This is a genomic window from Actinoplanes sp. NPDC023936, from assembly GCF_040639325.1.
In the GTDB taxonomy this organism is placed as follows: Bacteria; Actinomycetota; Actinomycetes; order Mycobacteriales; family Micromonosporaceae; genus Actinoplanes.
In genome coordinates this window covers 59,894-83,115 of the sequence record NZ_JBEZZR010000006.1, presented here as the reverse complement: position 1 = coordinate 83,115, position 23,222 = coordinate 59,894, and the positions used below count along the sequence as shown (strand labels likewise).

20 protein-coding genes are annotated in these 23,222 nt (G+C 70.0%); 15 read left to right on the top strand and 5 right to left on the bottom strand.

The window, feature by feature from the left end:
• Both AB0F72_RS10695 and AB0F72_RS10690 read right to left on the bottom strand, forming a co-directional pair.
• Nucleotides 1-1,524 carry an aldehyde dehydrogenase family protein gene (locus AB0F72_RS10695; protein ID WP_360428590.1) on the bottom strand — a complete coding sequence of 508 codons (1,524 nt, stop codon included), beginning with the start codon at nucleotides 1,522-1,524 and terminating at the stop codon, nucleotides 1-3.
• Between the two features lie 37 nt (nucleotides 1,525-1,561).
• A complete protein-coding gene (locus tag AB0F72_RS10690) occupies nucleotides 1,562-2,815 on the bottom strand; it encodes a GAF domain-containing protein (RefSeq protein WP_360429281.1) in 1,254 nt (417 codons plus the stop codon).
• 69 nt (nucleotides 2,816-2,884) lie between these two features.
• Here AB0F72_RS10690 and nfi point away from each other — a divergent pair, with 69 nt between their 5' ends.
• The 14 genes from nfi (at nucleotide 2,885) to raiA (ending at nucleotide 18,030) form a co-directional block, all read left to right on the top strand.
• The gene (gene nfi, locus AB0F72_RS10685; protein ID WP_360428587.1) at nucleotides 2,885-3,532 is read left to right on the top strand and encodes a deoxyribonuclease V; all 648 of its coding nucleotides are present in this window, start codon (nucleotides 2,885-2,887) and stop codon (nucleotides 3,530-3,532) included.
• Between the two features lie 83 nt (nucleotides 3,533-3,615).
• Complete coding sequence (locus AB0F72_RS10680; RefSeq protein WP_360428584.1) at nucleotides 3,616-4,995, top strand: phosphomannomutase/phosphoglucomutase; 1,380 nt, start codon at nucleotides 3,616-3,618, stop codon at nucleotides 4,993-4,995.
• A 136-nt stretch (nucleotides 4,996-5,131) separates the two neighbouring features.
• On the top strand, nucleotides 5,132-5,323 hold the full coding sequence (locus tag AB0F72_RS10675; protein ID WP_360428581.1) for a Trm112 family protein: 192 nt from the start codon (nucleotides 5,132-5,134) through the stop codon (nucleotides 5,321-5,323).
• Nucleotides 5,323-6,546 carry an SIS domain-containing protein gene (locus AB0F72_RS10670; protein ID WP_360428578.1) on the top strand — a complete coding sequence of 408 codons (1,224 nt, stop codon included), beginning with the start codon at nucleotides 5,323-5,325 and terminating at the stop codon, nucleotides 6,544-6,546. The genes AB0F72_RS10675 and AB0F72_RS10670 overlap by 1 nt, the downstream gene beginning before the upstream one ends.
• Nucleotides 6,543-7,484, top strand: coding sequence for a cation diffusion facilitator family transporter (locus AB0F72_RS10665; RefSeq protein WP_360428575.1), 942 nt, complete (start codon nucleotides 6,543-6,545; stop codon nucleotides 7,482-7,484). Before AB0F72_RS10670 ends, AB0F72_RS10665 begins: the two co-directional genes overlap by 4 nt.
• Nucleotides 7,485-7,507: 23 nt before the next feature.
• Nucleotides 7,508-8,683, top strand: a complete 1,176-nt coding sequence (gene manA, locus AB0F72_RS10660; protein WP_360429279.1) for a mannose-6-phosphate isomerase, class I — start codon at nucleotides 7,508-7,510, stop codon at nucleotides 8,681-8,683.
• A gap of 669 nt (nucleotides 8,684-9,352) precedes the next feature.
• A complete protein-coding gene (ahcY, locus tag AB0F72_RS10655; RefSeq protein WP_360428572.1) occupies nucleotides 9,353-10,786 on the top strand; it encodes an adenosylhomocysteinase in 1,434 nt (477 codons plus the stop codon).
• Nucleotides 10,787-10,971: 185 nt separating this feature from the next.
• A complete protein-coding gene (locus AB0F72_RS10650) occupies nucleotides 10,972-11,820 on the top strand; it encodes a helix-turn-helix transcriptional regulator (protein WP_360428568.1) in 849 nt (282 codons plus the stop codon).
• A 44-nt stretch (nucleotides 11,821-11,864) separates the two neighbouring features.
• Nucleotides 11,865-12,074, top strand: coding sequence for a DUF397 domain-containing protein (locus AB0F72_RS10645; protein WP_360428565.1), 210 nt, complete (start codon nucleotides 11,865-11,867; stop codon nucleotides 12,072-12,074).
• 129 nt (nucleotides 12,075-12,203) lie between these two features.
• Entirely contained in the window at nucleotides 12,204-12,893 is a 690-nt protein-coding gene (mtrA, locus tag AB0F72_RS10640) for an MtrAB system response regulator MtrA (protein ID WP_014688036.1), read from the top strand.
• Between the two features lie 99 nt (nucleotides 12,894-12,992).
• Nucleotides 12,993-14,573, top strand: a complete 1,581-nt coding sequence (mtrB, locus tag AB0F72_RS10635) for an MtrAB system histidine kinase MtrB (protein WP_360429276.1) — start codon at nucleotides 12,993-12,995, stop codon at nucleotides 14,571-14,573.
• Complete coding sequence (locus AB0F72_RS10630) at nucleotides 14,573-16,411, top strand: LpqB family beta-propeller domain-containing protein (RefSeq protein WP_360428562.1); 1,839 nt, start codon at nucleotides 14,573-14,575, stop codon at nucleotides 16,409-16,411. Before mtrB ends, AB0F72_RS10630 begins: the two co-directional genes overlap by 1 nt.
• Nucleotides 16,411-17,130, top strand: coding sequence for a ComF family protein (locus AB0F72_RS10625; RefSeq protein WP_360428559.1), 720 nt, complete (start codon nucleotides 16,411-16,413; stop codon nucleotides 17,128-17,130). The genes AB0F72_RS10630 and AB0F72_RS10625 overlap by 1 nt, the downstream gene beginning before the upstream one ends.
• Nucleotides 17,131-17,409: 279 nt before the next feature.
• The gene (raiA, locus tag AB0F72_RS10620; protein WP_360428556.1) at nucleotides 17,410-18,030 is read left to right on the top strand and encodes a ribosome-associated translation inhibitor RaiA; all 621 of its coding nucleotides are present in this window, start codon (nucleotides 17,410-17,412) and stop codon (nucleotides 18,028-18,030) included.
• Nucleotides 18,031-18,105: 75 nt separating this feature from the next.
• On the opposite strand, the gene AB0F72_RS10615 is transcribed toward raiA, so the two are convergent.
• The gene (locus AB0F72_RS10615) at nucleotides 18,106-18,936 is read right to left on the bottom strand and encodes a GNAT family N-acetyltransferase (protein ID WP_360428553.1); all 831 of its coding nucleotides are present in this window, start codon (nucleotides 18,934-18,936) and stop codon (nucleotides 18,106-18,108) included.
• Nucleotides 18,937-19,112: 176 nt separating this feature from the next.
• Here AB0F72_RS10615 and secA point away from each other — a divergent pair, with 176 nt between their 5' ends.
• The gene (secA, locus tag AB0F72_RS10610) at nucleotides 19,113-22,022 is read left to right on the top strand and encodes a preprotein translocase subunit SecA (protein ID WP_360428550.1); all 2,910 of its coding nucleotides are present in this window, start codon (nucleotides 19,113-19,115) and stop codon (nucleotides 22,020-22,022) included.
• Between the two features lie 250 nt (nucleotides 22,023-22,272).
• Here secA and AB0F72_RS10605 read toward each other — a convergent pair whose 3' ends face one another.
• Together AB0F72_RS10605 and AB0F72_RS10600 are read right to left on the bottom strand one after the other, a co-directional pair.
• Nucleotides 22,273-22,800 (bottom strand): Rv3235 family protein, encoded by a 528-nt coding sequence (locus AB0F72_RS10605; protein ID WP_360428547.1) that lies wholly within the window; start codon nucleotides 22,798-22,800, stop codon nucleotides 22,273-22,275.
• A 115-nt stretch (nucleotides 22,801-22,915) separates the two neighbouring features.
• On the bottom strand, nucleotides 22,916-23,143 hold the full coding sequence (locus AB0F72_RS10600; protein ID WP_360428544.1) for a helix-turn-helix domain-containing protein: 228 nt from the start codon (nucleotides 23,141-23,143) through the stop codon (nucleotides 22,916-22,918).
• Between the last annotated feature and the right edge of the window lie 79 nt (nucleotides 23,144-23,222).

Sequence of the window (23,222 nt, the reverse complement as noted above, 5' to 3'; positions counted from 1 at the left end):
CTAGAAGAACCCGAGCGCCTTGGGCGAGTAGCTGACCAGCAGGTTCTTCGTCTGCTGGTAGTGGTCGAGCATCATCTTGTGGTTCTCCCGGCCGATGCCGGACTGCTTGTAGCCACCGAACGCGGCGTGCGCCGGGTACAGGTGGAAGCAGTTCGTCCAGACCCGCCCGGCCTTGATCGCGCGCCCGGCCCGGTACGCCTGGTTCCCGTCCCGCGTCCACACGCCGGCGCCGAGACCGTACAGGGTGTGGTTGGCGATTCTGATCGCGTCGTCGAAGTCGCCGAACGGCGTGACCGACACCACCGGCCCGAAGATCTCCTCCTGGAAGATCCGCATCTCGTTGCGGCCCTCGAAGATCGTCGGCTGGACGTAGTAGCCGCCGGAGAGGTCGCCGGGCATCTCGGCGCGAGCGCCGCCGACCAGCGCGCGGGCGCCCTCCTGACGGCCGATGTCCAGGTACGAGAGGATCTTCTCCAGCTGGTCGTTGGAGGCCTGCGCGCCGACCTGGGTGTCGGTGTCCAGCGGGTTGCCCTGCTTCAGGTTCTCCACCCGCTTCACGCCGGCCGCGAGGAAGTCGGCGTAGTGGCTCTGCTGGATCAGCGCCCGCGACGGGCAGGTGCAGACCTCGCCCTGGTTGAGCGCGAACATCGCGAAGCCCTCGAGCGCCTTGTCGTAGAACTCGTCGTCGGCCCGGCTGACGTCGTCGAAGAAGATGTTCGGGCTCTTGCCGCCGAGCTCCAGCGTCACCGGGATCAGGTTCTCCGAGGCGTACTGCATGATCAGGCGGCCGGTCGTGGTCTCGCCGGTGAACGCCACCTTGGCGACCCGGTTCGACGACGCGAGCGGCTTGCCGGCCTCGACGCCGAAGCCGTTGACGATGTTCACCACACCGGCCGGGATCAGGTCGCCGATCAGCGAGAACAGGTAGTGGATCGAGGCCGGCGTCTGCTCGGCCGGCTTGATCACCACGGCGTTGCCGCCGGCCAGGGCCGGCGCGAGCTTCCAGACCGCCATCAGGATCGGGAAGTTCCACGGGATGATCTGGGCGACCACGCCGAGCGGCTCGTGGAAGTGGTACGCCACGGTGTCCTCGTCGATTTCGCCGGCGGTGCCCTCCTGGGCCCGGATCGCACCCGCGAAGTAGCGGAAGTGGTCGACGGCGAGCGGCAGGTCGGCGGCGAGCGTCTCGCGGACCGGCTTGCCGTTCTCCCAGGCCTCGGCGACGGCGAGCTTCTCGAGGTTCTGCTCGATCCGGTCGGCGATCTTGTTGAGGATGTTCGCGCGCTCGGCGGGGGAGGTGCGGCCCCAGGCGGGAGCGGCGGCGTGCGCGGCGTCCAGCGCCCGTTCCACGTCGTCGGCGGTGCCCCGGGCCACCTCGCAGAACACGCGGCCGGTCACCGGCGAGGGGTTCTCGAAGTATTGGCCCTTGGCCGGCGGGACGTACTCGCCGCCGATGTAGTGGTCGTAGCGGGACTGGTAGCTGACGATCGATCCGTCGGAACCGGGCGGGGTGTAGATGGTCATAGTCACGCCTCCTCTTCGAGGCGGACGTTAGTTTCCGCTACGTTGCGAGAACGTTGCAGAGCGCGTACTCACGGGACAGTTCGGCGACGCGGCGGGCGGCCACCGGATCGGTCGGCGCGAGGGCGGCGTAGGCCTCCCACAACTCCAGGTCGTCGGTGCCGAGCGGCCCGTTCAGCCAGGTCTGCAGCAGGCGGCGGTCGCCGGTGGCGAGCACGGCGGCGCGCAGCCGGTCGTCCAGGCGCCGGCGCAGCCGGACCACACCCGGCGCGTCCGAGCCGGGCAACAACATTCCCGGGTACGCGGTGAGCGCCTCCGCCACCCGGCCGCCGTCCAGCAGCCGTCCGACAGTGCCGAAGTCCACGTCCATCGCGGCGCGCAGCCGGTAGGGCCGGGAGTCGAGCAGCTCCGGGCCGAGGATCCGGCGCAGGCGGGACAGCTCGGCGCGGACCGTCACCGGGCTCACGTCGTCGCCGTACAGATCGAAGCCGAGCTGGTCACCGGTGCGGCCCTCCGGGTGCACGGTGAGCAGGACCAGCAGCTCGGAGTGCCGCCGGCCCAGCCGCAGCCGTTTGCCGCCCAGCGCGAGCAGGGCCTCGTCCCGGCCGAGTGCGGCGACCGCCGGGCGGTCACCGAGCGGCAACGCCCGGCTCAGGTACGCCTCCGCGGCCAGCGCCGTCGCCCGGACCAGGGCCAGGCTGTGCGGGTTCGCGAGATGGTCGCCACCGGTGACGTCGATCGCGCCGAGCAGCCGCCCGGTGCCGGGATCGTGGATCGGGGCCGCCGCGCACGTCCAGCGTTGCACCGGGCGGCTGAAGTGCTCGGTCGCGAAGATCTGGATCGCGTGGTCGACGGCGAGCGCGGTGCCCGGGGCGTTGGTGCCGGCGTGCGCCTCGTCCCAGCGGGCGCCGGGCACGAAGTTCATCGAGGCCGCGCCGCGCAGCGTGGACGGGCGGCCCTCGACCCAGAGCAGCCGGCCGTGCGCGTCGCAGACCGCGAGGATGTGGTCGCCGTCGTCGGCCAGGCCACCCAGCAGATCCCGGAAGATCGGCATGACGCGGGCGAGCGGATGGGCCGACCGGTACGCCTCCAGGTCGTCGTCGGCCAGGTCGATGGGTGCGGTGCTGTCCGCGCCGATCGACGCGGCCGACCGCGCCCAGGAGTCCGCGACCACGGTCCGCATCCGGTCCGGCCGGAGCCCTCCGGCCAAGAACTGCTCATGGGCGCGGCCGACCTGGCGGATCCGTTCGGCCGGGTCGTCTCCCGGTGTCAGGGCAAGCCACGGGTTCACCAGGGCACCTCCAGACCCCCATCGTGACCCCCGTCACGTCCGGAGACAACAGTGTCTTCCTATGCTTCGGCGGTGCAGCCCTGGCCCCGTACCGAAGAGGAAGCCCTCGCGACGCAGGAGATCTTGCGCTCCCGCGTGGTCTCCGCCCCCGGACCGGCGAAGATGGCGACCGTGGCCGGGCTGGACGTGGCCTACGACGGCGACCGGCTCGGCGCGGCCGTCGTGGTCCTCGACTACGCGGATCTCTCGGTGCGCGACACCGCCGTGGTCCTCGGCCGGCCCGCCTTTCCCTACGTCCCGGGACTGTTCGCCTTCCGCGAGGTGCCGGCCCTGCTGGAGGCGCTGGAGAAACTGACGGTCCGGCCGGACGTGCTGATCTGTGACGGGCACGGCCTGGCCCACCCGCGCCGGTTCGGGCTGGCCTCGCACCTCGGAGTGCTGACCGGCCTGCCGTCGTTCGGGGTCGGCAAGACCCGGCTGATCGGGGAGTTCGCGCCGGTCGGCGAGGAGCGCGGGGACCGGTCGCCGCTGATCGACGCGGGGGAGACCGTGGGCGCGGTGCTGCGGACCCGTGACCGGGTGAAACCGGTCTTCGTCTCGACCGGGCATCGGATCGATCTCGGCGGGGCGTGCGAGCTGACCCTGCGGCTGACTCCCGCGTACCGTCTGCCGGAAACCACCCGGCTAGCTGACCGTGTCTGTCGTGATCTTCTCCGTTAACGGGGCAGCCGCGAAGTTGAAGCCTTTTGGTGCTGATCAGCCCGGTACCCTCAGCCCAAAGGGGACTCATTGAGGAGCGAGCGGTGACTGATCTGTCGCAGATCATCAAGGCGTACGACGTCCGGGGCATCGTCCCGGACCAGCTCAACGAGCCGGTGGCCCGGGCGCTGGGCACGGCGTTCGTCGAGATGCTGCGGGAGTCCGGCGACGAGCCGGACCAGATCGTGATCGGTCACGACATGCGCGACTCCGGTCCCGGGCTGGCCGCCGCGTTCGCCCGTGGCGTCAACGCGGCCGGCGCCGGCGTGATCAACATCGGGCTCGCCTCGACCGACCAGCTGTACTACGCCTCCGGTTCGCTGAACCTGCCCGGCGCCATGTTCACCGCCAGCCACAACCCGGCGCAGTACAACGGGATCAAGCTGTGCCGCTCCGGCGCCCGCCCGGTCGGCCAGGACAGCGGCCTCGTGGTGGTCCGGCAGCGTGCCCAGGGCCTGCTCAGCGACCTGAACGCGGAGGCCGACGGCCCGGCTCGGGTCGAGCAGCGGGACTCGCTCAAGGACTACGCGGCACACCTGCGCTCGCTCGTCGACCTCTCCGGCATCCGGCCGCTCAAGGTGATCGTGGACGCCGGCAACGGCATGGGCGGCTACACGGTTCCGGCGGTGCTCGGCGACCAGGTGCTGCCGGCGCTGCCGCTGGAGATCGTTCCGCTCTACTTCGAGCTGGACGGCTCGTTCCCCAACCACGAGGCGAACCCGCTGGACCCGGCGAACCTGGTGGACCTGCAGAAGGCGGTCCGGGAGCAGGGCGCGGACATCGGCCTGGCGTTCGACGGCGACGCGGACCGGTGCTTCGTGGTGGACGAGAAGGGCGACCCGGTCTCCCCGTCGGCGATCACCGCGCTGGTCGCCGCGCGCGAGCTCGCCAAGTTCCCGGGCAGCACCGTGATCCACAACCTGATCACCTCGGCCGCGGTTCCGGAGATCATCAGGGAGCACGGCGGCAAGCCGGTGCGCAGCCGGGTCGGCCACTCGTTCATCAAGGCGGAGATGGCGGCGAGCAACGCGGTCTTCGGCGGCGAGCACTCGGCGCACTACTACTTCCGCGACTTCTGGTTCGCCGACACCGGCATGCTCGCCGCGATGCACGTGCTGGCCGCGTTCGGCGGGCAGGACCTGCCGCTCAGCGAGTTCGCCGCGGAGTACGAGCGATACGCCGCCTCGGGTGAGATCAATTCCACGGTCGCGGACGCCACCGCCAAGATCGAAGAGGTGCGGACCGCGTTCCCGGACGCCCTGGTGGACGATCTCGACGGTCTGACCTTCGAGGTCGGCGGGGGTGCCTGGTTCAACCTGCGCGCCTCGAACACCGAGCCGCTGCTGCGACTCAACGTCGAGGCGCCCGACGCGCGGCGGATGGCGGAGCTGCGTGACGAGGTCCTCGCGATCGTTCGTGGATAGGATCGCCTCGACCACTGAGCCTTTTTCAACGTGACGAGGGCCTCGCATGCTGCCGCCGGACAACGGCCCGGCGCCTCCGGGCCCGATGTCAGGTTGAAGATTGCTCACTCACGTCGGTGCGATAAGGAGTCAACCGGTGGCGCTCGATCAGCAGTTGCTGGACATTCTGGCGTGCCCGGACACGCATCACGCCCCGCTCGACTACGACGCCGGCGCGCAGACGCTGACGTGCACCGAGTGCGGTCTGATCTTCGAGGTGCGGGATGACATCCCGATCCTCCTGCTCGACGAGGCGCGCAAGCCCGGGACCGCGACGGAGGCCTCCTGATGGTGAACCCGCTGGACGGCACCGCCGGGGTCAACGGACACCGGATCGCCGACGAGGCGCTGCTCGACGACGAGAAATCGATGCTCGGCAACGACCCGGGCGGCATGCTCCGGGCCACCGCGTCGGCCGGCGCCCAGGTCCGTGAGTCGGCGGCGCTCGCCGCCGAGGTCGACCTGAGCATGCTCGCCGACGAGGGCCGCCCGCGCGCGGTCGTGGTGGCCGGCATCGGCACCGCCGGCCTCACCGGCAACATCCTGGCCACCGTCGCCGGCCCGCGCTGCCCAGTGCCGATCATCGGGCACCGCAGCGCCGGCGTGCCCGGCTGGGTCGGCGCGGCCGACGTGGTGATCGCGGTCTCCGCGTCCGGCCGCAGCCCGGAGGCGCTGGCCGCCGCCGAGGCGGCCGCCCGGCGCGGCGCCCGGCTGGTCGCGATCGGCAACCCCGGCTCGGAGCTGGAGGCGATGGCCGAGCGGGCCCGCGCGCCGTTCATCGGCGTGCCGCGCCGCGCGCCGGCCCGGGCCACGATCTGGGGCCTGACCATTCCGGTGCTGTTCGCCGGCCGGGCCCTCGGCCTCGTCAAGGTCACCGAGGCGGACATCGCCGAGACCGCGACCCGGCTCGACGCGGACGCCGAGCGCTGCCGTCCCGCCGCGGACTCCTTCGTCAACCCGGCCAAGGCGCTCGCCCTCGGCCTGGCCGGCTCGGTCCCGATCGTCTGGGGCTCGTCGCCGCTGGCCACTGTCGCGGCGCGGCGCTTCGGCGACACCCTGGCCGCCAACGCGAGGTACCCGGTGATGGCCGGCGCGCTGGGCGAGGCCGGCCGTGGCCGGGTGGGCCTGCTCGACGGCGTCTTCGGCGGCCTCGCCGAGACGAACCGGGACATCTTCGCCGACCCGGAGGAGACCGAGGAGAACGTGACCCGGCTGCGCCTGGTCGTCTTCCGCGACGGCGGTCTGAACCCGGAGGACGACGCCGACGAGCCGGTCGCCGTCGAGGAGCGTCGCGCCGACGCCATCCAGACCCTGGCCGAGCGGCGCGGCGTGCGCTGCGACGTGCTCACCGCCGAGGGCGGCTCGGCGCTGGAGCGGCTCGCGTCGCTGGTCGCCGTCCCGGACTTCGCGTCGCTCTACCTCGCGCTGGCGCACGGGCTCGACCCGATGGCCGTGCCGGCGATCAGCGAGATGAAAGAGCTCGTCAACCCGATCGCGGACGGGATCGCGTGAGCGCTGAGGGCGGCACCAAGGCGATCATCGCGGCACTCAGCGCGAACCTCGGCATCGCGGTCACCAAGTTCGGTGCGTACGTTCTGACCGGCTCGTCGTCGATGCTGGCCGAGTCGATCCACTCGGTCGCCGACTCGGGCAACCAGTTGCTGCTGCTGATCGGCGGCAAGCGGTCGAGACGAGAGGCAACCACGGAACACCCCTTCGGGTACGGGCGGGAGCGCTACATCTATGCGTTCATCGTCTCGATCGTGCTGTTCACGGTGGGTGGGCTGTTCGCGCTCTACGAGGCGTACCACAAGTGGCACGACCCGCACGGGATCGACGAGTGGCAGTGGGTGCCGGTCGTCGTCCTGGTGGTCGCGATCGGCCTGGAGTCGTACTCGTTCTACACCGCGATCACCGAGTCGAACCGGACCCGCGGCGCAACGTCCTGGGTGAACTACGTGCGCCGGGCCAAGGCGCCGGAGCTCCCGGTGGTGCTGCTGGAGGACACCGGCGCCCTGATCGGCCTGGTGTTCGCGCTGTTCGGCGTCGGGATGACGCTGGCGACCGGGGACGGCCGGTGGGACGCGGCCGGCACCGCGGCGATCGGCCTGCTGCTGGTGGCGATCGCCGCGATCCTGGCGATCGAGACGAAAAGCCTGCTGCTCGGCGAGGGCGCGAGCCCGGAGGCGGTCCGGCAGATCGAGCAGGCGGTGCTCGCCGGCGGCGGCATCGAGCGGATCATCCACATGAAGACGCTGCACCTCGGCCCGGAGGAACTGCTGGTCGCCGTGAAGATCGCGGTGCCGCGGACGGAGAGCGCCGAAGAGGTCGCGAAGCACATCGACGAGACCGAGGCCCGGATCCGGGAAGCGGTCCCGATCGCCCGGGTGATCTACATCGAGCCGGACATCTACCGGGCTTCGGCAGCATCCTCCGCAGCCGCCGGATAGCTGCTACTTTGCCGGGTATGACCGTGTACCCGCTTCACGGAGCGATCAGGGCCTACGCCTGGGGCTCCCGGACCGCCATCGCCGAGCTGCAGGGCCGCCCCGCCCCCGACGGGCCCGAGGCGGAACTGTGGCTCGGCGCGCACCCGGGCGACCCGGCGACGGTGTCCGGGCCGGACGGGCCGGTCGCGCTCAACAAGCTCATCGCCGACGATCCGGCCGGGCAGCTCGGCGGCGCGGTCGTGGAGCGTTTCGGGGACCGTCTGCCGTACCTGATGAAGGTCCTGGCCGCGGGCGCGCCGCTCTCCCTGCAGGCGCACCCGGACGCCACCTACGCCAAGGCCGCCTACGCCCGGCAGGAGCTCGACCCGGGCGCGCCGAAGAACTACACCGACGCGCATCACAAGCCGGAGATGCTGGTGGCGCTCACCCCGTTCGAGGCGCTCTGCGGGTTCCGGTCGCCGGAGGTCTCCGCCGAGGTGCTCGGCGAGCTGAAACTGCCCCAGCTCGCCCCGATCGTCGCCACCCTGCGCAACGGCGACCTCGCCGACGCGGTCCAGTTGCTGCTCACCTGGCCCGAGGCCGACCGCGACGACCTGATCAAGCAGGTCGCGGCGGCCGCCCGCCAGATTCCCGACGACCACCCGCACACGCCGTCGTTCGTGCTCGCCGTCGATCTGGCCGGCTACTACCCGGGCGATCCCGGTGTGCTCGTCGCGCTGCTGCTCAATCTGGTCTGGCTGCAGCCCGGCCAGGCGATCTGGATGCCGGCCGGTAACCTGCACGCGTACCTCGGCGGCCTCGGCGTCGAACTGATGGCGGCCAGCGACAACGTGTTGCGCGGCGGCCTCACCCCGAAGCGGGTCGACGTCGAGGAACTGCTGCGGGTGCTGCGCTTCGAGGTCCTGGAAGATCCGCTGCTGCACCCCACCGAGATCGCGCCGGGCGTGACGTCGTGGAAGGTTCCGGTGCCCGACTTCGAGCTGTACCGGGTCACGCTGAGCGAGGACCGGGCGCCGGTGAAGCTGCCCGGCAAGGGGCCGCGGGTGATCCTCGGGGCGTCGGGTGACGTGCATGTGGGCGAGGAGCACGGCGTGCCGGTGGAGGTGCGTCCCGGCGGAGCCGCCTACGCGCCGGCCAGTGCCGGGCCGCTGACCGCGGCCGGCATCGGCGTGGTCTTCGTCGCGGCGGTTCCGGCCTGATCGCGAGCCGTAGCGCAGGCACGCCGAACCAGCTTGATCACATGCCTGAGCTACGGCTCGGCTCGGTGAGCCGTAGTTCCGGCAGGTTTTGGGGCCGGGAACGTGCGTGGGCTACGGCTCGGGACGGTCAGCCGTAGTTCCGGCAGGTTCTGGGGGCTGGGAACATCCGTCGGCTCCGGCTCCGGCTCCGGCTCCGGCTCCGGCTACGGGGTGAGCTGAGGACTGGCGGCTGAGGGCTCTGGGACCGGGGCTGCGGGGGCTGTGGCTTGGGGGCGGTGGGCGGTGAGCTGGGGCTATGGGGCGGCTATGGGGCGGCTTTAGTCCGAAATTTGCTGGAATAACTTGACATGGTGGTTGCGGAGTGTGAATCTAGAAGCACGCAGCGTCATTGGTGATCGGGGGGTCCCACGGACGCGCGCGGTACCAAACCGGGGGGATGAACGGGGCGGCGGGCTTTGGCCTGTCGCCCCGTTCGCTATGTCCGGAGACAGTTCGCTATGTCCGGAGGCAGTTCGCTATGTCTGGAGACAGGTTGCGGTGTCTGTGTTCCGGTCACCTGCCGGCGGCGCGGCAGCCAGGATGAGTGGCAAGGGGCTCGCGCCGGGTGCCACGGGAGTTTTGGCTGCGTCTGGTGACCGCTGAGCCCGTACCCAATGGAAGGGGGTCTCGATGGGTGATTTCAAGGTCGCGGACCTGTCGCTCGCCGCGTTCGGGCGTAAGGAGATCGAGCTGGCTGAGCACGAGATGCCGGGCTTGATGGCGCTGCGTGCCGAGTACGGGCCGAGCCAGCCGCTGCGGGGCGCGCGGATCACCGGCTCGCTGCACATGACGATCCAGACCGCTGTGCTGATCGAGACGCTTACCGCTCTCGGGGCGCAGGTGCGCTGGGCGTCGTGCAACATCTTCTCGACGCAGGACCACGCGGCCGCGGCGATCGTGGTGGGTAAGGACGGCACGGCGGAGAAACCGCAGGGCGTTCCGGTGTACGCGTGGAAGGGCGAGACGCTCGAGGAGTACTGGTGGTGCACCGAGCAGGTGCTGCTCTGGCCGGACGGCGAGGCGCCCAACATGATCCTCGACGACGGCGGGGACGCGACGCTGCTGGTGCACAAGGGCGCCGAGTTCGAGAAGGCCGGTGTGGTGCCGCCGGCCGAGAGCGCCTCGTCGGACGAGTACGCGGTGATCCTCCGTCTGCTCTCCCGGAGCCTTACCGAGGACGACCGGCGCTGGACCCGGGTGGCCGCGGGGATCAAGGGCGTCACCGAGGAGACCACCACCGGCGTGCACCGGCTCTACGAGATGCAGCAGCAGGGGACGCTGCTCTTTCCGGCGATCAACGTGAACGACTCGGTGACGAAATCGAAGTTCGACAACAAGTACGGCTGCCGGCACTCCCTGATCGACGGGATCAACCGGGCCACCGACGTGCTGATCGGCGGCAAGGTGGCGGTCGTCTTCGGATACGGCGACGTGGGCAAGGGATGTGCCGAGTCGCTGCGCGGGCAGGGCGCCCGGGTGATCGTCACCGAGGTCGACCCGATCTGCGCGCTGCAGGCCGCGATGGACGGGTATCAGGTCGCGACGATGGACGACGTCGTGGGATATGCGGATATCTTCGTGACGGCGACCGGATGCTTCGACGTGATCACGCATGAGCACATGGCGCAGATGAAGCATCAGGCTATCGTCGGAAATATCGGCCATTTTGATAATGAGATTGATATGGCGGGGCTGGCACGCCGTGACGACGTCACCAGGATCACGATCAAACCCCAGGTCGACGAGTGGCGGTTCGCCGACGGGCACTCGATCATCGTGCTCTCCGAGGGGCGGCTGCTGAACCTCGGCAACGCCACCGGGCACCCGTCGTTCGTGATGAGCAACAGCTTCTCGAACCAGACGATCGCCCAGATCGAGCTTTTCACCAAGACCGAGGAGTACCCCGTCGGGGTGTATGTGCTGCCGAAGAAGCTGGACGAGAAAGTGGCCCGGCTGCATCTGGACGCGCTCGGCGTGAAGCTCACCGAACTGACCAAGCAGCAGGCCGCGTACCTCGGAATCGCGGTCGAGGGACCCTACAAACCGGACCATTACCGCTACTAGACCGGCGTCAAGACATGCCGGAGCCCCCGCTCGCCCGCCGAACGGGGGCTCTTTTCTCCCCGGGGTTTGCCGCCCTCGGGGGCCGGCTCTCTTCCACCATTACGTCACGCCGCTCATCGGCGCTGCAAGTGCAATGTGTCAGTGCAACTTGCAACGGTGCATCGATACGCCGATATGGTGGCTCCGTGGCGAGGCCGACATCGACTGCACGCCGTGAGCTCGGGGGTGAACTGCGCCGGCTCCGCGGTGAACGCCGCGCTGTCGACGTGGCGACCGCACTGGGGTGGTCCGAGTCGAAACTGAGCCGGATCGAGACCGCGCACACCGGCATCAGCGAGGCCGACCTGGACCGGTTGCTCACCCTCTACGGCGTCGCCGTCGAGGACCGCAGCCGGCTGCGCGACCTGGCCCGCCGAGGGCGGGCGCGCGCGTGGTGGACGCCGTACCGGTCCTCCGTGCCGGATCCGTACGACGAGTACCTCGCTCTGGAGAGCGAGGCGGTGCGGATCTCCGAGTGGGAGGCCCAGGTGGTGCCGGGCCTGCTGCAGACCCATGAATACGCGCGAGCCGTGATCGAGACCGGCGCGGACATCGACGACACCGACACCATCTCGCGCCGGCTGGCGCTGCGGATGCGCCGGCAGGACGTGCTGACCCGGGATCCGCCGCCCAATCTGCGCCTCGTCATCGACGAGGGGGTCCTGCTGCGCGAGGTGGGCGGCCGGGACGTGCAGCACCGGCAGCTGAGCCGGCTCTACGAGGCGAGCACCCGGCCCGGCGTCGAATTGCAGATCCTCCCGTTTCAGGCCGGCGCGCACGCCGGTCTCGTCGAGTCGTTCCTGGTCCTGGAGTTCGCCCCGGGTACGCGTAACCCGGTGGTGCACATCGAGGGGCTGACCGGCGGCCTCTTCCGGGTGAAGCCGGAGGAGATCGACGTTTACGGCGACGCATTCGATGACCTGCAGGAACGCGCATTGTCGCTAGAAGAGAGCCGAACGGCCATCGCTGAGACGAGGGATCGTCTCGCTCGTTGAGAGCTCCGGGTGAGGTCCAATGGAGAAGCATTCCATGGAAGGAGATGATCATGCAGAACGCCACGCTTACCTGGCGCAAGAGCAGCCGCAGTGGCGCTGCTGGGCATTGCGTCGAAGTCGCCAGCGTTCCGGCGGCGGTGCTGGTTCGTGACTCGAAGGACGTCACGGGCCCGGTGCTGACCTTCGGCGCGGGTGACTGGACCGGCTTCATCGCCGGTGTCCGAGCCGGAGAGTTCGACCGGCCAGGCGCCTGATCACAGGTCGCGCGCCACGGGCGGTCCCGCCACGGGACCGCCCGTTTTCCTGTCCACGAGTACGCCTCCCGGACAAGATCGACCCCCAGGTAGCGCGAAGACTGGGAGGACAGTGCAATATTGGACCGCATGAGAGCCCGGGTACTGGTCGTCGACGACGACCCCGCGTTGGCCGAGATGCTCGGCATCGTCCTGCGCAGCGAAGGTTTCCTGCCTTCCTTCGTCGCGGACGGTGAACGTGCCCTGGCCGCCTTCCGGGAGAACCGTCCCGACATCGTCCTGCTGGACCTGATGCTTCCCGGCATGAGCGGCATCGACGTGGCACGCGCCATCCGAGCCGAGTCGGGCATCCCGATCGTCATGCTCACCGCCAAGAGCGACACCGTGGACGTGGTGCTGGGCCTGGAGTCCGGCGCCGACGACTACGTGGTCAAGCCGTTCAAGCCCAAGGAACTGGTGGCCCGGATGCGGGCCCGGCTGCGGCGGGGCGAGGACGCCGCGCCGGAGATGCTCACCATCGGACCGCCCGGCAACCAGATCACCATCGACGTCCCGGCGCACACCGTGTCCCGCGACGGCGAGGAGGTGAAGCTGACCCCGCTGGAGTTCGATCTGCTCGTCGCGCTGGCCCGCAAGCCGCGCCAGGTCTTCACCCGCGAGGTGCTGCTCGAACAGGTCTGGGGTTACCGGCACGCGGCCGACACCCGGCTGGTGAATGTGCACGTCCAGAGGCTCCGCGCGAAGATAGAGCCGGACCCTGAGCGGCCCGAGATCATTCTTACGGTGCGTGGGGTCGGCTACAAGGCTGGGACGGGCTAGGCCGAACGAGCGGTTACTCTTTGCCGCGAGATGCGTGCTCCGTCGTGGCTTCCGATGCCTGTGCGCCGTGCCCTGCGAGTGGTGCGGCGCTACTGGCGCATGGTCGCCCGGCAGACCCGGCAGTACACGGCGCCGGCCCGGCGGGCCTGGCGCCGCTCGCTGCAGCTGCGGGTGGTGACCCTCACCCTGATCGGCTCCAGCCTGCTGGTCAGCACGTTCGGCTGGTTCATCGCGGCGCAGAGCGCCAACATCCTGCTCAGCCGCACCCAGGACGAGATCTCCTCGTCGATGAGCGGCAAGGTGGCGTACGCGTACAGCCAGCTCACGCTGCACCCGCAGGCGCGTGACCCGGAGCTGCCGAACACCATCAACGACACGGTGAACGACCTCGTCGACGGCGACCAGGCGGAGGACGGCGGCTCGATCATCTCGATCCGCGCCGAGCACTACCAGGATCTGCCGGCCGTCACGCTGCCGCCCGTGGACACGCGTGACCTGATCACGCCGGACATGATCGGGACGGTCGCCGAGAAGGGTCAGGTGGCACAGCAGATCCGGACCGCCGAGCTCGGTGGCGTCACCACGAAATACCTGGTCTACGGCTCGCCGGTGCCGACCAAGTTCGGTCACCTGGAGCTCTACTACATGGTGCCGCTCACCACCGAGGACCGGGCCGCCAACCAGATCCGGACCACCGTGCTGGTCACCGGGATCGCCCTGGTCATCCTGCTCGGCGTGGTGGCCGCCCTGGTCACCCGGATGGTGGTGACCCCGGTCCGGGTGGCCGCGCGGACCGCGCAGCGGCTCTCGGCCGGCCTGCTCGACCAGCGGATGAAAGTCGACGGTGAGGACGACCTCGCTCTGCTCGCCGCGGCGTTCAACCAGATGGCGGCGAACCTGCAGCGGCAGATCGTCCGGCTGGAGGAGATGTCCCGCCTGCAGCGCCGGTTCACCTCGGACGTCTCTCACGAACTGCGAACACCCCTGACCACGGTACGGATGGCAGCCGACCTGATCTTCTCGGAACGGGAGGATTTCGACCCGGCGGTGGCCCGCAGCGCCGAGCTGCTCCAGGCCGAGCTGGACCGGTTCGAGGGCCTGCTCACCGACCTGCTGGAGATCAGCCGGTTCGACGCCGGCTTCGCCGCGCTGGACGCCGAGCACACCGACCTGGTCCCGATCGTGGAGCGGGTCGCCGAGCGGCTCGCCGGCCTGGCCGAGCGCGCCGGTGTCGAGGTGGAGCTGCGCCTGCCGGACACCCCGGTGATCGCCGAGGTGGACCCGCGCCGGGTCGAGCGGGTGCTGCGCAACCTGGTCGGCAACGCGATCGAGCACGCCGAGGCGAAACCGGTCGTGGTGACGCTCTCCACCGACGAGGCGGCCGTGGCGGTCACCGTCCGCGACTACGGGATCGGGCTGAAACCGGGCGAGGAACGCCTGGTCTTCAACCGGTTCTGGCGCGCCGACCCGTCCCGGGCCCGGCAGACCGGCGGCACCGGCCTGGGCCTGTCCATCAGCGTCGAGGACGCCCGCCTGCACGGCGGCTGGCTGGAGGCGTGGGGCGCGCCGGGCGAGGGCTCGCAGTTCCGCCTCACGCTGCCGGTCCGTGCCGGTGACCGGCTGGTCGCGGCGCCGCTCCCGCTCATTCCCCGGGACCGTCCTGCGGAGGTCACAGGCTGATGCTTCGTTCCCATCGTCTTGTGCCGGCTCTGCCGGCCGTCGTCGCCCTCACCGCGCTGACGCTCGCCGGCTGCGGCATCCCGGACGACACCGGGGTCACCGCTGTCGGTCCCGGCCCGTCCACCGGCATCACCTCCGGCAGCGAGAACACGTCGGCGCAGGAGACCCGGACCTCGACCAGTGACCGGACCGAGTTCGTGGTCAACTACCTGGCCGCGGCGGCCGGTGACTACGACGGCGCGACCGACCGGGTCCGGGAGTTCATGTCTCCGGCGGTGGCCGAGAAATTCAAGCCGGTGGCGATACCGCGGGTGATCCGGGTGATCGGGACGCCGCTGGTCTCGCAGGGACGCTCCGCTGTCGAGTTCACCTACGAGCTGATCGGCACCCTCGGCAAGAACGGTCTGCTGGAGCCGCCGAAAGAGCCGGTCCGCGGGAAGTACGAGATCACCCTCGGCACCGCCGAGGACGGCATCTCGCTCTACGTCCTCGACGCGCCGCCGGTTCTGCTGATCAGCGACACGGCGCTGGCCAGCCGTTACACGCAGCGGACCATCTACTTCTGGAACACCGAGCACACCGGCCTGGTCCCGGACGTCCGGTACATGCTGCACGACGTGCCGATCGAGCAGGTCCCGACGACCGTCCTCGGCTGGCTGATCGAGGGCCCCGCGCCCTGGCTCCGGAGCGTCGTCGAGGTGCTGCCGGAGGGCACCGCGCTCCAGGGCAAGATCCCGGCGATCGCCGACCAGACGCTCACCATCAACCTGAGCGCGCAGGCGGTGCCGACCGAGGGCGCGGCGGAGGCGCTGGACCGGCTGCGACGGCAGCTGCAGTGGTCGTTGCGCCCGCTGCTGCCGGAGAACCTGGCTCTGAAGATCGGACACCAGGAGACCGAGAACTACTACGGGACCAACTTCCTGACCAGCAACGCCGCGTACCGGCTGGAGCAGTTCCCGGAGCGGTTCGCCATCTACGGGGGGAAGATCGTCCGGCTCTCCGAGTCCCGGAAGGCGGTCGCGGCGATCCCGGCCATCCCGCCGCAGGCGAACAAGGACGTCCGGACCGCCGCGCTGAGCACGTCGGCGGAGCACACCTACGCCGCCCTGGTCACCGGTTCCGGTGGCGGCGCGGCGCTGCGCGTCGGCGCCACGCTGACCAGCGGCGGGCAGGACGCGGCGCTGCACACGGTGAGCGGTCTGCCGGGCGGCCTCGGCTACCCGGTCTGGGCGCTGACCACCGACAGCGCCCCGGAGTCCGCGCTCGGCCTGATCATCGCCAGCGACGGGCTGTATAGCTTCCGGGCGGAGGGCGGCGCCGCGCAGCCGGTGCAGGTCTCCGGCGTGACCGGCAAGATCAGCGCGATCACGGTGGCGCCGGACGGGCATCGGGTGGCGATCGTCGCGGGCGGGCGGCTCTACCGCGCGGTCCTGACGGTCAGCGGCGACGGGGTGTCGCTCAGCGAGCCGGAACTGCTCCGGCCGCCGCTGGACACTGTCACCGCGGCCGACTTCAGCGGCGAGGGCTGGCTCACCGTGGCGGGCGTCCGCGAGGGCCGGGTGGCGATCCTGGACGTGACGATCGACGGCGCGTTGCAGGACCCGCGGCTGCCGGACCTCGGGGATGACACGGTGACCTACGTGACGGCGTACCCGGAGAACCCGGTCAACCAGAGCAGCAACGAGCAGGGCAACGCCGACTTCGTGTCCTTCACGACCGCGGACGCGGCCTGGGACGTGCTCTCCGGTCCGGTCCAGATCGTCGCCGGCAGCCTGGCCGAGCCGCCCAGCAACCGGCCGGTCAACACCGTGCCGACGGCGCCGTTCTTCCTGAACTGATGGTCGCCGCGCTCCTCGGCGAGCTGGCCGACCTGGTGCTGCCGGGCGCGTGCGCCGGGTGCGGCGCGGAACGGGTCCGGCTGACGTGCGGGACCTGCGCGGTCTGCGTGGCCGAGCTGGAGGGGCTGCGGCCGCGTCCGGCGGCGCCGACACCGCCGCCTGCCGGGTTTCCGGACTGTGTGACAGTCGGGGCTTACTCCGGCGCGTTACGGGGCGCTCTTCTCGCGTACAAGGAAAAGGGCCGGCACCGGCTCGCCCGGCCTCTTGGCGCGCTCCTGGCCGGCGCTGTCGCGATGCTCGCGCCGCGCGACCGCCCGGTGGTGCTGGTGCCGGTGCCCTCCACGGCTGCGGCACGCCGCGAGCGGTACGGCGACCACATGGCGCGGATGACCGGGCACGCGCTGCGCCGGCTGCGCGCGGCCGGCTGGGACGCGACAATGGCGCAGCCGCTGCGGGCGCTGCCCCGCCCTGACTCCACGTCACTGGATGCTGCCGCACGGCATACGGCGGCTGTCAATTCCCTGCGAATCAATCCTCGAATCGGCGTTCTGCGACGCGGCGGCCAGAACAGAGGCACCCTGGTGGTGACGGACGACATCGTCACCACCGGTGCCACTCTGGCCGCGGTGGTTCGCCGGTTTGAGGAGGCGGAGATGCAGGTCACGGGTGCCGCAGTGCTGGCAGCGACGCAACTGCGAAAAATTACTCCCGGTGTTTGACTCCCATGCCGTCCCGGGCTGCCGATAGAGGCGAACGTCAGCCATCGGTTATCCCAAACGAGTGGTGACGGAGAGGCAGAGGCACGTTAGCGTCTAGGTGACGAGGGGTGAATCGCAAAGTTCACCCACCACCGGAGCGCTGATCGGGTCCAGTCCCCGCACCGGAAAGGAGTCGTCTCACCCACGTCGGCCGCGTCGGTGGTAGTCAACGCGGCGTCTTCTCTGAGCACCACGCGCCGCGTCAGGCGCCCGCAAGCACAACGTTGGGGGAGGTCACGAGTGGACATTGTCGTCAAGGGCCGCAACGTAGAGGTTCCCGATCACTATCGAGAGCATGTCGCCGAGAAGCTGAGCAAGGTCGAGCGTTACGACCCGAAGCTGATGAGAGTGGACGTGGAGCTCTTCCACGAACGCAATCCGCGACAGTCCGACACCTGCCAGCGGGTGGAGATCACCGTCATGACGAGAGGCCCGGTCGTTCGCGCCGAGGCCCAGGCACAAGACTTCTACGCAGCCCTGGACTGCGCCATCAACAAGCTCGACGGCCGGCTGCGGCGTTCCGCCGACCGGCGCCGGGTGCACCGCGGCCGGCATGCGCCAGTGTCCGTCGCCGCAGCGACCGCCAACCTCCCCACCGACGTGAGCCCGGGCCGGGCCGCCACCATGGTCGCCGAGCCCGCCCTCGACACCGAGCTGGCCGAGCACGGCGCGGACCAGCCGTGGCGCATCGTCCGGGAGAAGGAGCACTCGGCCGAGCCGATGACCGTCGACGACGCGCTGTTCCAGATGGAGCTCGTCGGCCACGACTTCTACCTGTTCCAGGACAAGGAGAGCGGCCGGCCCAGCGTCGTCTATCGCCGCCGCGGGTACGACTACGGGATCCTCAGTCTGGGCGAGTGACAGATGAACTTTCTTCAGCGTGACGAGGGCCGCCCCAGCCAGCGCCGTTCAGCGGCCCGGCGGCTCGGCCCGTTGTCAGGTTGAAAAAAGGGCAGACCCGCTGGAGGCCTGTGCGAGCAGGTCTCCAGCGAGAAGGACGTACTGGATGTCGTCGATCCGGGTGCCGTCCGGACCGGGCAGCCGGGAGCTGAGGTATGCCTCCCGCCGGAAACCGGCCCGCTCCAGGACCCGCTGCGAGCCGACGTTGTCCGGCGCGGTGCCGGCGATCAGCCGCACGATGTCCGTCTCGGCGAAAGCCCAGAGCGCGACGAGCTGAGCGGCGCGGGTGGTCAGACCCCGCCCACGGTAGGACGGCAGCAGGCTGTACCCGATCATCGCCTGATTGGTCGGCGGCTCCTGGTAGTAGACCGCGATCTCGCCGGCCGGGGCCCCGGTGACAGTGTCCAGGATCACCAATTCGGCGCGGGTGCCGGCCAGCCACTGCGCCTCCGCGCGGGAGCACCGCCGTCGTAGCTCCTCGGGCGTCGGCGGAAGCGGCGGCACGCTGGTGTTCACCACCTCCGGCAGATTGTGCAGCTCGGTGTAGAACGCGAGGTCCTGCTCGCCGAGCGGGCGCAGCGTCACCACGCCGTCGCTGAGCTCGCCGCCGGGGATGTCGGGCAGCAGGCGGGGCGCCGGCTCCGTCGGGTCGCCGGCCAGCCGGGACCAGACCTGCAACTCTCTCCCCGGCAGGCGGCGGGTGCCCTCGCGGGTGAAGCCGGCCGCCATGGCGATGCGCTGGGCCGCCGGGTCCTCCCAGGCGACGAGGAGTTCCAGTCGTCCGGGTTCGCTTTCGAGTAGCCTCGTCAGCTCGGCACGGTCGTCCGGCCGGTCTCCGCGCAGCAGCAGACTGATGTCCTGATCCACACCGCCATCCTCGCCCGAGACGCGCCCGGGACGCCAAACCGGTTCGAAATGACGCTGTCAGCGAACTTGGTGACACCTTTCGCGCCCTTTGCGAGTTTCACCGGAGGCTCGGGTCACAGGTCTCGGGCGAAGGTGCCTACGATGGTTCCGCAGACTGTCTAGGGGAGCGTTGACCCGTGTCGATATTGGAAAAGATCCTCCGTGCCGGCGAAGGCCGCATGGTGCGACGGCTCAAGGCGATCGCGGACGCGGTCAACTCGATCGAGGACGACTATGTCGACCTGACCGACGATGAGTTGCGCGAGTGCACCCAGCAGTTCAAGGAGCGCTACGAGGAGGGTGAGTCACTGGACTCGCTGCTCCCCGAGGCCTTCGCGGTCGCGCGTGAGGGCGCGAAGCGGGTGCTCGGCCAGCGGGCGTACGACGTCCAGCTGATGGGTGGCGCCGCGCTGCACTTCGGCAACATCCCGGAGATGAAGACCGGTGAGGGCAAGACCCTGACCGGTGTGTTCCCGGCCTACCTCAACGCGTTGAGCGGCAAGGGCGTGCACATCATCACGGTGAACGACTACCTCGCCCAGCGTGACGCCGAGTGGGTCGGCCGGGTGCACGTCTTCCTCGGCCTGACCGTCGGCGTGATCCTGCCGAACCGGCCGGCCGCCGAGCACCGCGCGGCCTACCAGTGCGACATCACGTACGGGACGAACAACGAGTTCGGCTTCGACTACCTGCGCGACAACATGGCGTGGTCGAAGGCGGAACTCGTGCAGCGCGGGCACAACTTCGCGATCGTCGACGAGGTGGACTCCATCCTCATCGACGAGGCCCGGACCCCGCTGATCATCTCCGGCCCGGCCGAGCACTCCGCCCGGTGGTACGGCGAGTTCTCCCAGATCGTGAACCGTCTCCAGCCGGGCAAGGACGGCGAGGGCGACTACGAGGTCGACGTGGCCAAGCGTACCGTCGCGATCACCGAGCGGGGCGTCGCCAAGGTCGAGGACCGCCTCGGCATCGACAACCTGTACGAGTCGGTGAACACCCCGCTCGTCGGTTACCTGAACAACGCGATCAAGGCCAAGGAGCTCTACAAGCGCGACAAGGACTACATCGTCAGCCCCGAGGGCGAGGTCCTGATCGTCGACGAGTTCACCGGTCGTATCCTGCACGGCCGCCGCTACAACGAGGGCATGCACCAGGCCATCGAGGCGAAGGAGGGCGTGGAGGTCAAGCAGGAGAACCAGACCCTGGCGACCATCACGCTGCAGAACTACTTCCGCCTGTACGAGAAGCTCGGCGGCATGACCGGTACGGCGCAGACCGAGGCCGGCGAGTTCAACAGCGTCTACAAGGTCGGCGTCGTGAGCATCCCGACGCACCGGCCGATGGTCCGCATCGACCACCCGGACGTCATCTACAAGACCGAGCGGGCCAAGTTCAACGCGGTCATCGAGGACATCGCCGAGCGGCACGCCACCGGTCAGCCGGTCCTCGTCGGCACGGTCTCCGTGGAGAACTCCGAGATCCTCTCCACGCTGCTGCGCAAGCGCGGCATCCCGCACAGCGTGCTGAACGCGAAGTTCCACGCCCAGGAAGCCACGATCATCGCGCAGGCCGGCCGGAAGGGCGGGGTCACGGTCGCCACCAACATGGCGGGCCGCGGCACCGACATCCTGCTCGGCGGCAACCCCGACTTCCTCGCCGCCCAGGAGCTCTCGCAGCGCGGGCTCGACCCGGTGGAGCACGCCGAGGAATACGCGAAGGCCCTCGAAGAGGTGCTTCCGGTGGTCAAGGCGGCCTGCGAGGTCGAGCAGGCCGAGGTGCAGGCGGCCGGCGGCCTCTACGTTCTCGGCACCGAGCGGCACGACTCCCGCCGCATCGACAACCAGCTGCGCGGTCGTTCCGGCCGGCAGGGCGACCCGGGTGAGTCCCGGTTCTACCTGTCGCTGCAGGACGACCTGATGAAGCGGTTCCGGGCCGGTGCCGTCGAAGCGGTGATGGAGCGCTTCAACATCCCCGAGGACGTGCCGATCGAGTCCAAGATGGTGACGCGGCAGATCCGCAGTGCGCAGACCCAGATCGAGGCGCAGAACGCCGAGATCCGGAAGAACGTCCTCAAGTACGACGAGGTGCTCAACAAGCAGCGCCAGGTCGTCTACGCCGAGCGCCGCCGCGTGCTCAACGGCGAGGACATGCACGACCAGGTCACCCACATGATCGACGATGTGGTCGCGGACTACGTGCTGGCCGCCACCTCGGATGGGTTCGCGGAGGACTGGGACCTCGAGCAGCTCTGGACCAACCTGAGGCGGCTCTACCCGGTCACCCTCACCATCGAGGACCTGATCGAGGAGTCCGGCGGCGAGAAGAACACGATCGACCAGGAATTCCTCACCGAGCAGCTCAAGCAGGACGCGCAGGCGGCGTACCGGGCTCGCGAGGAGGAGCTGGGCGAGGAAGGGATCCGCGAGCTGGAGCGGCAGGTGCTGCTCTCGGTCATCGACCGGAAGTGGCGCGAGCACCTCTACGAGATGGACTACCTGCAGGAGGGCATCAGCCTGCGGGCCTACGCGCAGCGCGACCCGGTGGTCGAGTACCAGCGCGAGGGCTTCGACATGTTCAACCAGATGATGGAGGGCATCAAGGAGGAGGCCGTCGGCTTCGTCTTCAACCTGGAGGTTCAGGTCGAGGAGCAGCCCACCGTCACGGTCGACCCCTCCCAGGCGTTCGAGCTGCCGAAGGTCGGCGGCCCGGGCACCGAGACCGAGCCGGCCAGCGAGCCGGAGCGGGTCGAGGTGCACGCGAAGGGTCTCGGCGGCCCCGGGCGTCCGCAGAACCTGCAGTACACCGCGCCGGCGATCGACGGCGAGGCCGCCGACGGCCGCCCGGTGATCCAGCAGCAGAGCTCCCCGCTCAACATCGGCCCGGGCAACACGCCGGTCCCGGCGAGCCCGGCGCACACCAGCGCCCGCAGCGGCGGGAACCGCGGGTCGGGCCAGGAGTCCGGCGGCCCGTCGCGGAACGCGCCGTGCTACTGCGGCTCGGGCAAGAAGTACAAGCGCTGCCACGGAGCGCCTGGCGCGGTCTGACCCAGGCGGCCAGGCCAGGTTTCAGCGGCCCGTAGTCCGGCATGACGCCGGCTGCGGGCCGTCCCCTTTCCCGCCCCGCACCAGCCGCAGGCCGTCCCCTTTTCGGCCCCGCACCAGCCGCGGGGCCGTCCCTTTCCCGCCCGCCCGGCACCGTCGGCGGCGGGGTGGCTGGAAGCCCGGGACGTCCGCCGCCTGTGGTGCTCGCCGGGCGCCCCGGGGGCTTCACGGGGTCGGGGTCGGGGCGGCGCGCTCAGATCAGCCTCAGCGCGGTCGCCACCCACGCCTGCTGGTGCAGCTCCATCCGCAGCGCCAGCGCCCACGTCCGCTCCCCGGTCACCAGCACCACCGCCGCCTCGACAGCGCCGGCGCGCGGCTCGCACAGGTGCACCTTGAGCACGGCCACCGGCGCCGGGCGGCGTGTCCTTTTCGCACGGCGCAGCTGGCCGACCCACTGCGCGCCGGCCAGACCGGCGGCGACCACGTCGGCGGCGTGCGACGGCAGGCTGAGCCGGCGCAGATGGCCGGCGGGCCGGAACCCGTTGAGCACCTCGACGCTGAGGTGCACGAACCGCCGCACCGCGAGCTTGGCGTCACCGGAGGCGCCGGGCACCTCCGCGGCCGGCGGACCACTCCGCGGGGGCGGCGAGGGCGCCGGAGTGGGCGTGCTCCAGTCGAGCGCCAGCTGCTGCCGCGGCGGGCTCCACACCTGGGGCGCCAGCTCGTCGTCGAACGGTGGCTCGTAGCGGGGCAGCGGGCGCAGGTGGATCGTCGTGCGCATGAAGACCCCCGTTCCTTGCGTTTGCCTTCGTTTGCCTCCGGCTGAGTCGACTGTCCCTCGGCCCAGCGTGTCGCGGCAACACGTCACAAGCGATGCGGGGGAAGGGGCAAACCACTCATTCCGCTTCACGGTCGGTGAGGGGGTTGTCCCGTACCCAAGCGGCGGTTTCTTCATATTTGTGCTGGATGTACTCCTCGAGCCGGGCGCGCTCCACGCGCCACTGACCGCGCCCACCGATCTTGATCGCGGGCAACTCGCCGCTGCGGACCATGTGGTAGACCTGCGAGTCCGAGACGTTCAGCTCGGCCGCCACGTCGGTCAGCAACAGGAATCGAGGTTCCATAGCCTGAGTTTGCCATCGTTTGCGTGCGAAAGCGGGCCCGGATCATCAGGATGGACACCGGCCTGATGAAATGGAGACG

Excerpts from the sequence above, each read along its gene's own strand:
- ahcY (WP_360428572.1), top strand. The coding sequence starts at position 9,353 with ATGGGTGATTTCAAGGTCGCGGACCTGTCGCTCGCCGCGTTCGGGCGT.
- mtrA (WP_014688036.1), top strand. The coding sequence starts at position 12,204 with ATGAGAGCCCGGGTACTGGTCGTCGACGACGACCCCGCGTTGGCCGAG.
- mtrB (WP_360429276.1), top strand. The coding sequence starts at position 12,993 with ATGGTCGCCCGGCAGACCCGGCAGTACACGGCGCCGGCCCGGCGGGCC.
- AB0F72_RS10630 (WP_360428562.1), top strand. The coding sequence starts at position 14,573 with ATGCTTCGTTCCCATCGTCTTGTGCCGGCTCTGCCGGCCGTCGTCGCC.
- AB0F72_RS10625 (WP_360428559.1), top strand. The coding sequence starts at position 16,411 with ATGGTCGCCGCGCTCCTCGGCGAGCTGGCCGACCTGGTGCTGCCGGGC.
- AB0F72_RS10695 (WP_360428590.1), bottom strand. The coding sequence starts at position 1,524 with ATGACCATCTACACCCCGCCCGGTTCCGACGGATCGATCGTCAGCTAC.
- AB0F72_RS10605 (WP_360428547.1), bottom strand. The coding sequence starts at position 22,800 with ATGCGCACGACGATCCACCTGCGCCCGCTGCCCCGCTACGAGCCACCG.
- AB0F72_RS10645 (WP_360428565.1), top strand. The coding sequence starts at position 11,865 with ATGATCATGCAGAACGCCACGCTTACCTGGCGCAAGAGCAGCCGCAGT.
- AB0F72_RS10600 (WP_360428544.1), bottom strand. The coding sequence starts at position 23,143 with ATGGAACCTCGATTCCTGTTGCTGACCGACGTGGCGGCCGAGCTGAAC.
- AB0F72_RS10670 (WP_360428578.1), top strand. The coding sequence starts at position 5,323 with ATGGTGAACCCGCTGGACGGCACCGCCGGGGTCAACGGACACCGGATC.